This window comes from Nitrospira sp. Nam80 (assembly GCF_965152575.1).
Genome location: NZ_OZ224216.1, coordinates 1,195,550 through 1,211,293 on the forward strand (window position 1 = coordinate 1,195,550; position 15,744 = coordinate 1,211,293).

The following is a 15,744-nucleotide window of genomic DNA, read 5'->3' on the forward strand; positions in this document are numbered from 1 at the left end:
CGAAGCACGTATTCGCACGAGATGACGTCTCAAGTTTTATCCAAGCAACATGCATTGTTTCTCACCGGTGGAGGCCGAAGAAAGGATCGCCTTCAAAAGACCCTGATCGTGTCGCTGGTTCTGCATGTCTGCGTGCTGGCGCTGATCGCGGGTTTTCGTTTCAAGAAAGTAGAGCGGCCGCTTTCCGCCGTCCAGGTGTCTCTAGTTACGGCGCCTACGCCCGAAATAAAACCCGAACCGCCCGTGGAAAAGGCCAAGCCGGTTGCCAAGCCGGTGCAGCCTGCGCCCATTGCCGTTCCTCCCAAACCGGTGCAGACGCCGCCGCCCCCGGTCCACACTAAACCGGCTCCCATGCAGGCCAGGCCGGTCCCGAGCCAGCCGCCGGCCCCGAGCTCGCAGCGATCGGTTGCTCCGCCTTCCGTACCGCTTCAGGCCGCACCTCCAAAGCCGGCACCCGCATTGGTGCAGCCCGTTCCTCCGGCTCCGACGCTGACGATGCCGCAGCCGATCCCGCAAACGGTGAAGCCGTCGCCGGCCGCTCCGGTTCGAAGCCGGAGAGATGTCATGGAAGATCTTCTCAAGGATATTGAGTTGCCGCCCAACGCGCCGAAATTCGGCGACATGAGCCCGATGAAACCGGCGGAATCGAGAAAACCTTTGCCGGCGAAGTTGGAGCGCGCTCAGGAGAAACCGCAGAACGATCTCGATTTTCTGAAAAAGCTGAAGGTGCCGGAGATGGCCGCCGCTCCGATAGAAGTGCCGAAGGAATCGTCCAGGCCCATGCCGGTGCCGCCCAAGTTGCGGTCTCTGTCCGAAGAGCTGGATCCAGAATTGAAAGAACTGAAGCCAATCCAAGCACCCCCAACGGTGAAGTTGCCGGAAGCAGTCCGGGAAACAAAGCCGATGTTTCGGGAGCCGCCGGTCCGGCAAACGCCGGTCCAGCAACAACCGCCTCCGGTGAGCGCGAGCCTGCCGAAAGTTAACAAGACGCCCGTCACGAAAATGAATGTGCCCGGATCTTCCGGGTCCAACCCCTATCTGGCGTTGGTGCAGCGGGCCATCAACGAGAAGTGGACGGCTCCGCCGGTGGATATCTCAGGCTCCGCGCTGACGGTCGTGATTAAGTTTCGCTTGTCGCGCAATGGGGTGATAAGCGGCGTTGCAATTACCCAGCAGTCCGGAAATGATTATTACGATCTGGCCGGTCGCCGGGCGGTATTGAGTGTGGATCGATTGCCGCCGTTTCCGCCCGATATTACTGAACCATCCTATGACATTTTCTATACCTTTGCTGTTGGTGAGGGCTCTGGATGACACGCACGAGTTGCATAATTATTGTGGGTTTCTCGCTTCTGGTCGGGGCCGGGTTGATAGGGACCTTTGATTTACCGGCCACCGATGTCTTTCTCGAAGCCACCCGTCCGGACTTTCAGAAAATTCCCATCGGCGTCTTCGGATTCCAGAACGGCGGGGGCCCTGAATGGCTCGGCGGGCGAATCGAAGAGGTCCTCCGCGCCGATCTGAAGCGTTCACTGGTCTTCAACCTCGTCGATCTGCCCAGTGTCGGCGTGAAGGTGCGCGAAGTCAGCAGCGGCGATAAGGCGGTATTCAAACAGGCAGCGGACAACGGCGTGTCCGTGCTGGTCTGGGGAAAGGCCGGTGGGAAGAACGGGGACAAAGAAAACGATCTCTTGATGGACGGGTATGTCTACGACAGCGGCAGCGATGAAATCGTTGGAGGAAAACGGTACGTCGGGTCGAGTTCGGTCGTGCGTCTGATGGCCCACCGTTTTGCCGATGAACTCGTGTTTCGGTATACGGGGGAACCGGGGATTGCCCGGACGAAAATCGCCTATGTGTCGGAACATGGCAATGCCCGCGAGCTGTACGTCATGGATTATGACGGATACGAGCCGAAGCAGATCACCGCGGACGGGTTTCTCAATTTGATGCCGCGCTGGTCGCCGGATCGCCGCTTTATCGTGTTCACCGCGTATCGAACGCGCAATACGCAGGATATCGACATCATTGAATTGGCGACGGGGAAGAGATGGACACTGGTGTCGATGGGAGGGTTGAACATTACGCCCACGCTGTCGCCGGACGGAAATTACTTGGCATTTGCCACGAGTCAGGACGGCAACTCGGAAATTTATAAACTAGACACGCGGTCGAAGGTGTCGCAGCGATTAACGGTCAATCCAGGTGCGGATCTGTCACCGTCTTGGTCGCCGACAGGGCGGGAACTGGCTTTTACCTCAGACCGGGGCGGAGGCCCGCAGATCTTCGTCATGAGCAGCGATGGGTCGAATGTCAGGCGACTGACCTATGAAGGCGACTATAACGCGGCGCCCGCCTGGTCACCGCGCGGCAATTGGATTGCCTATGTCTGCAGAACCGCTCAGCGCCAGTATAAACTCTGTCTGATCTCCCCCGATGGCCAGAAGCGCGTGCAGGTTACGAACGGGAATGGCATCGATGACTCTCCGTCCTGGTCGCCGGACGGGCGCCATTTGGTTTTCAGCTCCACGGTGGACGGCAAGAGCCATATCTATATGATCAATACGGACGGCAAGGACATGGAGCGCATCACGTTCGGCGGCAGCCACAACAGCGCTCCATCATGGTCACCCGCTCTATGAGAAGCAAGGGCGTTATGCGAAGAGCAGAATTCTTCTTCTTTCGGATTCCGGAATCGGCAACCCTCAACCCACAGGAGTACACTCTATGAGTAAACGGATCACTACAGTAGGCCTGGTCATTTTGGCCGGCGTGTTCTTGATCAGTCAAGGCTGTTCCAAGAAGTCGATCCAATCCGGCGGAGACACACAGGCGTCCGAACGGGGCATGGCCAAGTCCGGAGCATCAAGCGGGTCCCATTCGCCGATGGCGCCCAGCACCGGCGGGTTCGCGCCGAGTGCGCCGACCATGCCCGGCGGGTCAGGCTCGTCCGGCACGCCTAACACATCAAACGACATGGGTTCTTCCTTCCCCGATTTGTCGCTGTCGAGTCAGGGTCAAGACCCGCTATCGACGCAAGCGCAGGATCCTGAAACGAGCGGTCTCAAGGGATTCGACTCGGTCGCCGGGGGCAAGCCCCCGTCAGAAGAGCGTCTGGGCGGAGGCGGAACGATGCTGGCTAAGGTGGAGCCATCCGAGAGTTCCGAGCGGCAGGTCGAGGAAATCCGGCAGGAGCAAGCTCAAGAGCAGGCGGCGTCTGCGCAGGCGGGCCTGAACGATGTCTTTTTTGGCTACGACAGCTGGACCATTTCCGAAGAAGGCCGCCAAGCCCTGATGCAGGATGCGCAATGGATCAAGGCGAATGGAAGCGCCCTGGTGAAGATTGAAGGTCATTGCGATGAACGAGGCACCTTGGCCTACAATCTTGTGCTCGGGGAAAAGAGGGCCAAGGCCGTGCGAAACTATCTCGTCGAATTGGGCATCAGCGCGAACCGCCTGTCCGTGGTCTCCTATGGCAAGGAGCGGCCGTTCTGCAACGAGCACAATGAGACCTGTTACCAACTGAATCGTCGGGGACATGTCGTCGTGCGTTCGAAATAGCTTTGTCGATGGTGTGACCTGTGACATGATCCTCCAACCGATTTTCATATAGGGAGACTTGTCATGACAAATGTAGGGCTTCACATGACAGATAAGACGGCGGTGCCCGTATGGATTGAATCGGGCCGGGCGGGGGAAGCGCGCATGAGCCGCTTCCGATACGTCGGGATCGCGTTCTGTCTCTTGTGGGGAAGCTCGCTGTTGTCCGGATGCGTGGCCCAGCAGGCCGACCTGAAACAGGTTGATCGCGACCTTCAGAAACGGATCAAACAATCGACTGAAGAGTTGGCTCAAACCAGAGCTCGGCAGAATCAGGAAATCGTGACGCTGAAGGAACAGGAACTCCCGGCTCTCCGAGGCGAGCTTGATCGAGCCCAGCACCGGGCGCAGATGCTGGAGACGCGACAGGAGGACCTCCAGGCCAAATTGGATTCTCGCTTGGCGACGCAAGATTCAAAACTGGACAAGCGAATCGCCGAGAGCGAGAAGCGGGCCGCGGAGCGGGCGGCCGAGGAGACGCGCCGGCTGGGGTGGGCCGAGCAACAATTGGTCAACCAGGAACGGCAGATGAAGAGCGATCGCGAACAAGCCAAATCGGAAATCGCTGCGCTGTCCGCCGGCATTGATCAGCTTCGAGGGCACATCGACGCGGTGCAGAAAAACATTCTGGAAGCCGTCCAGAAGACGAACGCCGCCCTGGTTCAGAAGGTGGACGGCCGGCTCGATGAGCAAAACAAGGCGATCGCCGCCGTCGAGCATCGCCAAGCCTCCATCGGCCAACTGGATGCTCAGAACAAGGCTCTCACCGATCAAGTCGGCAAGCTGAGCCAAGCGCTGGCGGAGTTCAACCAGGCATTGAACAAGGTGGGGGAGCGGGTCGTTCAACAGGAGCAGGCAAACAAGCAGCTGTCGGGGACCATCGAGCAAGAAACGACCGCCGCCGCCAAGCGGACGGACGCGCTGGCGAGCCGGATCGACGCCGACAACAAGGCGACCACGGAATACCTCAATAAGGTGAATCGCAGTGTCGAATCCATGCATAAGGCGCTTGAACAGGCCGGCGGGAAGTTTGTCAGCCGTGGCGATGATCAGGAACGGCGCCTTGATGACCTCTCGAAGGATCTGTCGCATATGCACGCGCAAATGCAAACGTTCGACAAAAATATGGAGAATCAGCATAACTTTCTCAAGCAAGTGGAGCAGCATCTTCAGTCCTTGGACAAGAATGCCGAGAATCAGCACACGTTTCTCAAACAGGTGGAGCAGCATCTTCAGTCCTTGGATAAGAACTATGAAAACCACCAGGTGTTTCTCAAACAGGTCGAACAGCATCTGGCGGCGAGGCCGGCCTCCGCTCAGCGAAGTGAGTCGGGCGTGGCGCTGGCGGAAGCCGCAACCCCACCGGCTCCGTCGGTTCCTCCCGTTTCGGTGGTTGAGCCGGTTCATCAGTCCGCTTCCGCCGCCAATGGGGGGAATCCATCCAGTGGCAATACCAGGGTGGCCGCGGCCGGCGATCGGGAGGCATACGAGCGGATCCTCAACCGATTCAAAGAAGGGGATCTGGACAGCGCCCGTCAGGGATTCGCGGAGTTTTTGGTCCAGCACCCCCATTCGGATTTTGCGCCGAACGCGAGGTTCTGGTTGGGGGAATCCTATTACGGCAAAAAAGATTATCCAAAAGCGATCGACGCCTACGATCAAGTGCAGCTAAACTATCCCACCAGCGACAAAGTGCCGGCGGCGCTCCTGAAGAAGGGGTATGCCTATTTGGCCTTGAAAGACCGGAAGCGAGCGGCCTCGACGCTGAAGCAAGTGATCGATTTGTACCCGCGCTCGCCGGAGGCCAATAAAGCGGTCGATAAACTGAATCAATTGAAGGAGCTGCATTGACATGAGAGGTCGGTCTTTCCGCTGCGCTGCACTGATTGTCGGGACTGTCGCGGGATTGTTCCTGACGGGGTGCGCCAAGCATGCCGATTTCTTGGAGGTGCGTGATCATCTCGCCACGATTACCAAAACACAGGATCAGGAACAGAAGCGCATGGAAGCATTGCAGCGCCGCTTGGAGTCGCTCGAGCGGGTCAAGGAGCCCGAGCCAGCCAAGCCGGCGCGCAGCGATGAAATGCAGGCCCGCCTGCAGAGACTTGAGGCGCGACTGGCGAGGATTGAAGACGCCCAGGCGGCCCAAGCCGCGGCCCTGAAGTCGGACCTGGCTTCCGCGGACGCCCTGCGGCAGAGTAGGGCGACGAAATCGCCTGTTCCGAGCGAACCGGCTCCGATTGTGCCGGGTGTTCCCTCCATTACGCCCACCTCCGCGTTCAACCTCGCCTATAACGATTACTTGAACGGAAAATATGACCTGGCGGTCACGGGATTCCAACGTTTCATCAAGGATTTCCCGTCCACGTCCCTGACGCCGAATGCTCATTATTGGCTGGGCGAGTCCTTCTATGGACAAAAGGATTACGTGCGTGCCATGCAGGCGTTCGAACATGTCGCCAGTGAGTATCCGGGCAACGAAAAGGTCCCGGCGGCCTTGTTCAAACTCGGCCTGTCGGCGGCCGAAACCGGGGACTCGGCCAAGTCGCGAAAATATCTCAAGCGCGTGATCGAAGAATACTCGACATCTGAAGAGGCGAAACTGGCCAAAGCGAAGATGGCCGAAATTCGATGACCCCGTCATTCTCCGCACCGCGCCACTCTCGCCGCGGGCCGCGCGTTTCAACAAGGATCGAAACGGTATGATGCTCGTCGGCGGGCCGAGCAAGATTCATGTCTTGCCTTCAGAGACCATCGGCCGGATTGCGGCCGGTGAAGTCGTCGAACGCCCCGCCGCGGTGGTCAAGGAATTGATCGAGAACAGCTTAGACGCCGGCAGCACCAGTATTGCGGTGGAAATTCAAGACGGCGGGCTCGGCCTCATTCGGGTCACCGACAACGGGGAAGGGATGAGCCGGCAGGATGCGGAGCTGGCGTTCGAGCGTCATGCCACCAGCAAATTACGGTCGGACGCCGATTTGGAGACCGTGCAGACCTTGGGATTCCGGGGCGAAGCCTTGCCGAGCATTGCCGCGGTCTCGCGTGTGAAAATCACGACGGCCGCTCCGGGCCAACAGGTGGGCACGAGGATGTCGATTGTCGGCGGTCGGGTGGAGGCGGTCGACGATGTGGCCGGCGTTCCCGGCACGCGTATCGACGTGCAGGCGCTGTTTTTCAATACCCCCGCGCGCAAGAAATTTCTCAAAACGGCCGCGACGGAATTCTCCCACATCAGTCAAGCCGTGCAACAGGCGTCGCTTGCGTGGCCCCAGGTGCATTTCAAGCTCATCCACAACGGATATGAAGTGCTGAACTGCCCGGCGGTGTCGCGCCATCGCGATCGTGTTTCTCAAATCTACCGCGAAGCCTTCGTGGATCGGACGTTAGAGATTGACGCCGAGCAACAGGGATTCGGCATCAAAGGCTACATTGTGGATCCCGTGCGGGCCCGCGCGACGAAAGCGCCTCAGGATTTATTTGTGAACCGGCGGCCCATCAGGAATCCGACCGTATTGCACGCGCTTTCGGACGGCTATAGCGCGTTTTTGGCGAAGGGCCATTACCCCGTGTTTGTGTTGTTCATGGACGTGGACAGCCGGCGCGTCGACGTCAATGTGCATCCGATGAAACGCGAAGTCCGCTTTGTCGATGCCGAGACCGTCCATCGCGTAGTCCGCTCGGCCGTGCGGGAGACGCTCGGAAGCCGGGGGACCGCGATATCGTCCCGCTCGTTCGATGTTCCGTTGGACGCCGGGAGCTTGCCGCAGGCCGGACGGCGGCCGGGCGGTGAACTCACGTCTGGGCTCGTCGATGTTGCGACCGAACGCCATGAGCGCCCCTCCATGCATGTTCCCGAAGGGGCCGATCTTCCTCGAATCCAACCCTCGTTGATTGCGGAAGCGTCCCCTGCTTATCAGCAATCTCACGATGCCGTTCTTCCCCTGGGACAAATGGCTCGGACGTTCCTCGTGGCGCAGGTCGGAGAGGAATTGCATGTTGTGGACCAGCACACCGCCCACGAGCGGGTTCTCTTCGAACGGTTGCGAAGGCAGTGGCGCGATCGATTGCTCGTCTCACAGCCGTTGCTATTGCCGCAACCTATTGAGGTCACGGCGCAGCAGGCGGAAATCATTCGGGCGCACGCGGCCGATCTTGATCAGCTGGGACTGTCCATCGAGCCCTTCGGTTCCGGAGCTTGCCTTGTCCGGGCGCTGCCCGCGATCCTCGCCCATGCGGATGCCGAAGCCCTGGTACATGATTTGGTCGAAGATTTGGCGCAATGGGATTCGCTGTCGTCCCTGGAACAGCGGGTGACGCCGATCATGGCGTCGCTTGCCTGCCATGGCGCCGTGCGAGCCGGCCGGTCGATGGCTCTTCCCGAGATCAAACGCCTGGTGGGAGAATGGGTCGAGGAAGGACGGATCATGACGTGCCCACATGGCCGGCGTGTGGCCTTCCGACTTTCAATGGATGAATTGGCTCGTATGTTCAACCGGACCTGACCGCCTTCCTCGTATAAACGCTATGCTGCGTCTTACAGATTATCATCTTGTCCATAGGCCGCTGGTGGCGTTGGTCGGACCGACCGCGGTAGGAAAAAGCGAGGTCGGCGTCATCCTTGCGCAGGCGCTTGGCACCGAGGTCTTGGCGGCCGACTCCCGACAGGTCTACCGGGGGATGGATATTGCCACCGACAAGCCGACGGTTGAACAGCGGCGGGCGGTGCCCCATCGGCTCATCGACCTGGTCGAGCCGGATCAGCGATTCAATGCGGGGATGTATCGAGAGGCCGCTTTGCGGGAGTTCGAACGCCTGTATGGAGAACGCAAGGTGCCTCTCGTGGTAGGAGGGACCGGACTGTATGTGCGGGCACTGGTCAGGGGATTGTGTGACGCACCGCCGAGCGACCCGGCCGTGCGCGCGGAACTGATCGATCACGCGCGCCGGTATGAGAAAGGGTTTCTGCATCGGGAGCTTGCCAAGGTGGATCCGGAACTGGCCCGGCTTCTTCATCCGCATGACGAAGTGAAGATCATCCGTGCGCTGGAGGTACAGCGCTTGTCGGGACGGCCGCTTTCCGACGTGCACCGGCGGCACCGGTCCGCCGCTCCGGCCCACTCACCATTGATCCTGGGGCTCATGCGAGATCGCCACGAGCTCTATAGGCGGATTGAACAACGAGTCGACACATTCTTCATGAACGGCCTGGTGGAGGAAACCATCGCGCTTCTTGCCCGGGGCTACGACCGGGAGTCTGCATCGATGAAGGGGCTTGGATATCGCCAAGTGACCGGATTTCTAGCCGGTGACTACGACCGGGCCGAGGCTGTCCGGCGTCTCAAGCGGGATACGCGGCATTTCGCGAAACGGCAGCTTACTTGGTTTCGGCGAGAGCCGGCGATTGTCTGGGTGGCCGTGCATGATGAAGAGCGACCGGAGACTGTGGCGGAGAAGCTTGGAGCACTCATTGAATCATTTCTTACCGAGTTGGCGGACCGACCGGTGCATGGGTCGGACGCAGCTTCAATTGAGGCTGGAAGGGGAGAGGTGACCGTCGGATGAGAAAGCAGCACCAAGCCGGGAAGCCCATGTTGGGCATCATCGGCGGAAGCGGCCTCTATGATATCGAAGGCATGGCGCAGATGCGCGAGACCGTGGTGCGAACGCCGTTCGGCCGGCCCTCGGATGCCGTCATCACCGGTATGGTGGGCGGGGTGCCGGTGGCATTTCTCTCACGGCACGGGCGCGGCCATCGTGTGAATCCGACCTCGATCAATTATCGGGCCAACTTATACGCCTTGAAATCTCTTGGCGTTCAGCGGGTGATTTCGGTCAGCGCGGTCGGCAGCATGAGAGAGGCGATCAAGCCGGGTGACGTGGTGTTGCCGGATCAATTCATCGATTTGACCAAACGCCGGGCTGCCACGTTTTTCGACGAAGGGATCGTGGCGCATGTGGCGTTTGCGGAACCGGTCTGCCGATCGCTCTCGGACTCGCTGGCCCAAGCCGCGCAGACGGTCGGGGCGACGTTGCATCGAGGGGGTACCTATATTTGTATCGAAGGCCCCCAATTCTCCACCAGAGCAGAGTCCCTGCTGTATCGCACGTGGGGAGTCGACGTCATCGGGATGACGAATATGCCGGAAGCGAAATTAGCGCGCGAGGCGGAACTCTGTTATGCCACGCTGGCCCTGGTCACCGATTATGACTGTTGGCATGAGACGGAAGGATGCGTCACGGTTGAGGCGATACTGGAAACTCTGCACCGAAACGTGACACTGGCCAAGCAGCTGTTGCGTAAGGTTATCCCGGAACTGGGAGAGCCGAGTCCCTGCGGCTGCAACGAAGCTTTGCGGAATGCGATGGTCACCCCGCCTAACCTGGTTTCCTCAACGGTCAGGAAGCGCGTCGGCCTGCTCATCGAGCGATATATCGCTAAACCTAAAAGGAGACGATGAACGTTATGGGCAAGTTATTGGTCGTGGGATCGGTCGCGCTAGATACGGTGAAAACTCCCTTCGGGGAGGTGGAGGAAGTGCTGGGCGGGTCCGCTACATATTTTTCCACGGCCGCCAGCTACTTTACGAGCGTCGATTTGATCGCGGTCGTCGGAGAGGATTTTCCGGACCGGCATGTGAAATTTCTCCAGAGCCGCGGAGTCGATCTGACGGGGCTCGAACGCCGTCCCGGGGCGACCTTTCGGTGGAAAGGCGAGTATTCGCATCAGCTCAATGAAGCGCGCACGCTGGACACCAGACTGAACGTATTTGAGACATTCCGGCCGAGCATTCCCGAGCAGTATCGCGCGCCGGAAGTGTTGTTTCTCGGCAATATCGATCCTGAGTTACAGTTGGACGTGCTCAACCAGGTGAAACGGCCGGCGCTTGTCGCCTGCGATACCATGAATTTCTGGATCAACGGCAAGCAAGACGCATTGTGGAAGGTGCTGGAACGAATCGATGTGTTGTTGATCAACGACGGCGAAGCGCGGGCATTGGGCGGTGATCCGAATCTCGTCAAGGTGGCCCGCACAATCCTTGCTCGGGGCCCGAAACATCTGATCATCAAACGCGGAGAATACGGCGTCTTGTTGTTCAACGACAAACAGGTGTTCGGCGCGCCCGCCTATCCGCTGGAGGAAGTCAGAGATCCGACCGGAGCCGGCGATACCTTTGCAGGAGGGTTTCTCGGGTATCTGGCGGCCACGGGCAATCGATCGCCGGAGGCGATTCGCCAGGCCATCATCTTCGGCAGCGTCATGGCGTCCTTTACCGTTGAAGCCTTTAGTCTTGACCGTTTGAAGATCCTGGATTACAAAGAAATAGAAGAGCGATTCCGCTCATTTAAGCAATTGACCCACTTTGAAGACATCAGCGGGCGCGAGTAACCTGACAGGCGGCGGCCGGAGCATGCTGGGGCGAGCGACCATACTCTCCCCAGTCTTTTGGGGTCTCGTGCCGGTCCTTATGCTGGCGGTTGGTTGCGCCAGCGAGGAAAATGTCCGCAAGTCCAAAGGCTATTATCAAGAGGGATTGGCACGGCTCGGGACGGATCAGCAACAGGCGTATGTTTCCTTTCAGAAGGCCGTCAAGCTGAACCCGGACAATAAAGAGGCGCACTACGGGCTCGGGCATGTGTATGCGACCCAGGGCAAATTCAAGCAGGCCGAAGACGAATTCCGGCAGGCTATTCGAATTGATCCTGATTATTCCGAAGCCCATACCTATCTTGGACAGGTCCTTGCCAACCAGGAAGAGTGGAAGGACGCGATTGCGTCGTTTCGTCGCGCGCTCAACAATCCGCTGTACGCGACGCCGGATTTAGCGCGATTTCATTTGGGCCGCGCCTTGCTTCACGAAGGGGATCCGCAAGAAGCCATGGAAGTCTTGGAAGATGCGCTGACGGTGAATCCTCCCAATATTCCCCAGGCCCGGCTTCAACTGGAACTGGGGCGCGTGTATCATCAGCTCGGCTTCGACGTGCGGGCTCGCGAGGCGCTCATGAAGGTGTCAACGCTCGATAAAGACGGCGAGTATGCAGCCGCGGCCAAAGAATTGCTCGCTCGAATCAAACCTTAGGCAGGATGTATGGAATCAGTCGGCGAATTTTTTCGACAAGTGCGGGAGACCAAGGGGCTGACGATCGACGAGGTTGCGTCGAAGACGAGGATCCGGTCCGATTTTGTTAAAGCGCTCGAAGACGGGAATTTTGCCAAACTCCCTGATCAGGTGTTTGCGCGCGGCTTTGTCCGCTCCTATGCGCGGTCGCTCGGATTGGATGAGGACGATGCCATTCATCGATTCGCAGAGTCGGCCGGCTCTTTCTACGACAAGCAGGGGGAGCGGGAACGGCTACGGCAACGGCAGATGGAGGAGGACCGGCGGCGCCGCGCTAATCGCAAAGCGGTGACGATCGCCATTATGGTCGCCGTGCTGACGTTGATCTTTCTCTTGAGCCGCGAACAGTCTTCTGTCGTCGTCCGCCGATCCGCACCGGACACGCCTTCGGCGAGTAAAAGGACCCAGCCGATAAAGGAAAGCCAAGGTCTCCAGCCGCGGTCCGAGCCGGAGAATCCACAAACGTCGGCCACAAGCAAACTGCCGGACCCGCCTCCGATCGCGATGAAGCCACCGGCCGAGAAGGCGCCGCCGGTCCCCACCCCGCAAGCGCCCCGTCCCGCTGACTCGACATCTGCTCCGGCTATTCCTGCCGCCGGCTTATCAGAGGGTCCCCTGGCGGGATTGTCCGTCGATGGGCCGGTCAATTCCGATGAGCCGCTCGTGCTTGACTTGGAAGCCACTGAATTGAGCTGGGTCGTCGTGCAAATCGATGCAGGCAGCCCACAAGAGACCCTTTTGCGACCGGGACAACGAGCGCAGTGGAAAGCTCAGGACCAGTTCATGGTGACGTTGGGCAATGCGGGCGGAGTCCGTGCGGAGCTCAACGGCAAGCCGCAACGACCCTTCGGCCCGAGCGGCAAGGTGGTGCGAGATGTGGTGCTGAAGCGCTGACCTTTTCTCTAGCTTTCCCGCCGTTCATTCTCCTCATCCTCATCAGCCGGTCCCTCGGTTCCTACGGCATTGTTCTTCTTGTGGCGAGTATGGAAAGATTGGGGCGCAAAGGTGTCGCTGTTTATCGGTCGGTGACATGTGAAGACATCATCAGCGTCGGTAACTATTTGGAAAATAAAAATGAGAGAGACTCGAGGCCGCTGGCACGAGGTTTGAGAGAAGCAGTTGTAGAAGAGAGCATTACGAGTCGGCTTCGCAGGATATTCCGGAGCGTCTACAGCAGTGAAGTGAGCGTGTTCCCTTGACAAAGTTGAAAAGTGATTGCTATAGTTCGCGCGTTTTGTTCGCTCTGTTCGGAAATTTTTTTGGCCATCGGACATCCGTCAGCCGTCATATTTTTTGTTCACGCAGTGGGTTCAACACAAAGGAGGAGTGGTGATGGGGTATCTTTCTAAGTCTTTGGGAGTTGCAGCGGCCCTCATGTTGTTGTCTGCGACGGTGGTTGGAGCCGAAGAGCGCGACCCGCTCAAGCCTCGCGTTGCTCCCGACCAGATTTCAGATGCCAAGGCGATGAAAAATCCGGTAGCTTCGACCCCGGAGAGTATTGCCAAAGGCAAGGCCTTGTACGAGGGCAAAGGCACCTGCTTTAACTGTCACGGAAAAGAGGGCAAAGGCGACGGACCTGCCGGCGCAATTCTAAATCCGAGCCCGCGCAACTTCACCAATTGCAAGTTCCACAAGAAGCGGAAAGACGGGGAACTGTTCTGGGTCATCAAGAACGGCAGCCCTGGCACGGGTATGGTGTCCTTGATTCCCGCCGCAATCACGGAAGAGGAAGCTTGGACCATCATCAATTATGAGCGGAGCTTCTGCAAGGGCGGGGAGGAATAGACCACTTCCCATCTGAGGGTCAGTAACGCGAAGGGGCGGAGAGGAAATCCTCTCCGCCCCTTCTTTTTTGCGCCGCGTCGGGAATGAGCACGGCTCGCCGTGCGCGGGGTGGATGGGTGAGATTGGGAAAAGGCAGCGTCTCGGCGCTGCCGGGGTGGGTGGGTGAGATTGGAAAAGGCAGCGTCTCGGCGCTGCCGGGGTGGGTGGGTGAGATTGGAAAAGGCAGCGTCTCGGCGCTGCCGCGGTGGGCGGGTGAGATTGGAAAAGGCGGCGTCTCGGGTAATCGGCTGCGGAGCAGCCGGTGCGCTGTGGAGGGTAAAAAAAGCTGCGCGGGTGAAATAACCCTCTCAATATCTATGGAAGGCTCGTTGCGGCACGGATCGGCGGCTTGGTCAGCACCGTGTCGGCGGATCGATCGCCGGCGCGCAGCGCAGGAATGACTTGAGGACGTTGGTCTTGATGAAACGAGGCACGTGCGGCGGGAAGGACCTTATCGTTCACATAGAGGGTCAACTCCCTGATCGTGACCTCCCCGTTGCGGTCGGTATCCGCTTCACCTCGGAGTCCCCGCAGGAGATAGTAGGTGTAGATGCCATGGCGCAGTTTGTCGGACTCAAAACTCTTGCCCGTTCCGGTTGTCCCGATCAGGCGGATAAGCGATCCGTTTGAGACCTGCCACTGCGGGGACGGACTTTTACCTTGACGGTCCGCCTCTGGTTTGAGCACCGATCCATCGAAAATAAACAATGTCTGTCTGACCTTGAGTCGCGTGAGGGCAGCCTCCAGATCTTTTAGTGAATACAATCGGGTCGTTGCGGTCAGACTGCCTTCATAGGGAATGAGAAATGTGTCTCCCGTCGGTGTGACTAACGCCTGTCCTGCAAAATAAAACATCACGGTGGAATCCCTGGTGACACGCGACGGCAGCCAATCGAGCAACGCTTCCTCGATGTCCGGTCGCAGCGCTTTCGAATCCTGCAGGACCCGGATGTTCGACGCCGGGACGCCTCCTAACGACTTAAAGTAAGTCGCCATCATCTCCGCATCCTGGGACGCGTACTTCCGCGCCGGCAGCCCCTGATCCCGGTAGGCGCTCAGGCCGACCGAGATCACATAATTGTGAGGTTGCCGGAATGCGGACGCCGCGGGAACGTCGTCGACGTCGCCCAGGACAAGGCCGGTTGAGCGTAATGTGACCGGCAGATTCTGTTCCGGCGATGCCGCTCGGGTCGTCCCGTCTACGACGGTCACCTTTAACTCGGCTTGTTGCGCCCGGATCGACTGCGGCAGGGTGGCGACAAAATCCAATGATTTGGACTCTCCCGGCTCGAGCCTGCCGACCGGCAATGTGGTGGCGGGAAATTGGGCGAGGAGCATCTCATGTCCCGTGAGAGACGCCGACACGTTGGAAAAAGCCTGGGTGCCACCGTTCACGATATCCAGATGGACACGCAGTCGCTCGCCGCCCTCGAACACCAGATCGCTGTTTTCATCAAGCACTGTTGCCTTGAAAGATAATCCGCTCGGCAGAGGCGACCTGTCGGCCGTCGTCGCCGGAGCGGGAACGGGGCTCGCCGCCGACACTGGTGGAGCGGCCTGAGCCGGAGACACGGCCTGATCCGACGGAACCAATGTGCTTCGTGTCTCAGCCGCGAACCGCAGTGCAAACTCCGTCATGGCGTTCGGCAGGAACGGATCCAAAATGTACTCGCAATTCCTCTGCATCGGCTCAATCCGCACCCGTTCCCGCCGGCTCACTTGAATTTCAGGTTCGCGCAGCAGTTTTCCTGTGGCATCGTAAATTTTTTCGACCCCGCTGAACCGCACCTCAGCCGGGGGCCGATCGTACTGGTTATCCATATGAATCTGAAAGGCCGAGTCGACAAGGTCAATACGGATCACCAGATCGGTCGGCGGCCCCTGTGTTACCGCGGTGCCGATATCGACCCTGGTGAATAATCGATGCGCGGCTTCGATTAGGACTTCTTCGAGATCCGCACCTACCCGGATAGGGCGGAAATGCCCGCAGTTGTCCATGTACTCGAACTTGGCGTCGGTCACGGACGGAGCCAGTTCGAGCTTTACGCTGTAGGGCAATGGCTGGCCCATATCCGGCAGGTCTACCCGCTTGGTGCATCCAACGGCAACCGTCGCTGCCAAGAGCCCGGCCAAGAGTAAGAAGGAGAGCGAGGTTTCGGCTGATCGGGTCATGCGGTGGTTCGTTCAGATGGATCGAATGCGG

General features: G+C 59.0%; 13 protein-coding genes. 12 read left to right on the forward strand and 1 reads right to left on the reverse strand.

What is annotated here, in order from left to right; translation table 11 throughout:
- Positions 1 to 21 precede the first annotated feature (21 nt).
- The 12 genes from ACWGXE_RS05655 (at position 22) to ACWGXE_RS05710 (ending at position 13,502) form a co-directional block, all read left to right on the forward strand.
- Positions 22 to 1,314 carry a TonB C-terminal domain-containing protein gene (locus ACWGXE_RS05655; protein WP_447602005.1) on the forward strand — a complete coding sequence of 431 codons (1,293 nt, stop codon included), beginning with the start codon at positions 22 to 24 and terminating at the stop codon, positions 1,312 to 1,314.
- Positions 1,311 to 2,642 carry a Tol-Pal system beta propeller repeat protein TolB gene (gene tolB / locus ACWGXE_RS05660; protein WP_447602007.1) on the forward strand — a complete coding sequence of 444 codons (1,332 nt, stop codon included), beginning with the start codon at positions 1,311 to 1,313 and terminating at the stop codon, positions 2,640 to 2,642. Before ACWGXE_RS05655 ends, tolB begins: the two co-directional genes overlap by 4 nt.
- An 85-nt stretch (positions 2,643 to 2,727) precedes the next feature.
- Positions 2,728 to 3,561 carry an OmpA family protein gene (locus ACWGXE_RS05665; RefSeq protein WP_447602008.1) on the forward strand — a complete coding sequence of 278 codons (834 nt, stop codon included), beginning with the start codon at positions 2,728 to 2,730 and terminating at the stop codon, positions 3,559 to 3,561.
- Between the two features lie 84 nt (positions 3,562 to 3,645).
- Positions 3,646 to 5,451 (forward strand): tol-pal system protein YbgF, encoded by a 1,806-nt coding sequence (gene ybgF / locus ACWGXE_RS05670; protein ID WP_447602010.1) that lies wholly within the window; start codon positions 3,646 to 3,648, stop codon positions 5,449 to 5,451.
- A gap of 1 nt (position 5,452) precedes the next feature.
- Positions 5,453 to 6,235, forward strand: coding sequence for a tol-pal system protein YbgF (gene ybgF / locus ACWGXE_RS05675; RefSeq protein ID WP_447602011.1), 783 nt, complete (start codon positions 5,453 to 5,455; stop codon positions 6,233 to 6,235).
- A 67-nt stretch (positions 6,236 to 6,302) separates the two neighbouring features.
- A complete protein-coding gene (gene mutL, locus ACWGXE_RS05680) occupies positions 6,303 to 8,102 on the forward strand; it encodes a DNA mismatch repair endonuclease MutL (RefSeq protein WP_447602012.1) in 1,800 nt (599 codons plus the stop codon).
- A gap of 22 nt (positions 8,103 to 8,124) precedes the next feature.
- Positions 8,125 to 9,162, forward strand: a complete 1,038-nt coding sequence (miaA, locus tag ACWGXE_RS05685) for a tRNA (adenosine(37)-N6)-dimethylallyltransferase MiaA (RefSeq protein WP_447602013.1) — start codon at positions 8,125 to 8,127, stop codon at positions 9,160 to 9,162.
- A complete protein-coding gene (mtnP, locus tag ACWGXE_RS05690; protein ID WP_447602015.1) occupies positions 9,159 to 10,058 on the forward strand; it encodes an S-methyl-5'-thioadenosine phosphorylase in 900 nt (299 codons plus the stop codon). The genes miaA and mtnP overlap by 4 nt, the downstream gene beginning before the upstream one ends.
- Positions 10,059 to 10,063: 5 nt before the next feature.
- Positions 10,064 to 10,987: a PfkB family carbohydrate kinase gene (locus ACWGXE_RS05695; protein ID WP_447602017.1), complete on the forward strand. Its 924-nt coding sequence runs from the start codon at positions 10,064 to 10,066 to the stop codon at positions 10,985 to 10,987.
- A 22-nt stretch (positions 10,988 to 11,009) separates the two neighbouring features.
- Positions 11,010 to 11,678, forward strand: coding sequence for a tetratricopeptide repeat protein (locus ACWGXE_RS05700; protein ID WP_447602019.1), 669 nt, complete (start codon positions 11,010 to 11,012; stop codon positions 11,676 to 11,678).
- Between the two features lie 9 nt (positions 11,679 to 11,687).
- A complete protein-coding gene (locus ACWGXE_RS05705) occupies positions 11,688 to 12,611 on the forward strand; it encodes a RodZ domain-containing protein (RefSeq protein WP_447602021.1) in 924 nt (307 codons plus the stop codon).
- 438 nt (positions 12,612 to 13,049) lie between these two features.
- Positions 13,050 to 13,502: a c-type cytochrome gene (locus ACWGXE_RS05710; protein WP_447602023.1), complete on the forward strand. Its 453-nt coding sequence runs from the start codon at positions 13,050 to 13,052 to the stop codon at positions 13,500 to 13,502.
- A gap of 354 nt (positions 13,503 to 13,856) precedes the next feature.
- Here the strand turns inward: ACWGXE_RS05710 and ACWGXE_RS05715 are convergent, their stop codons facing one another.
- A complete protein-coding gene (locus ACWGXE_RS05715; RefSeq protein ID WP_447602025.1) occupies positions 13,857 to 15,713 on the reverse strand; it encodes a caspase family protein in 1,857 nt (618 codons plus the stop codon).
- Between the last annotated feature and the right edge of the window lie 31 nt (positions 15,714 to 15,744).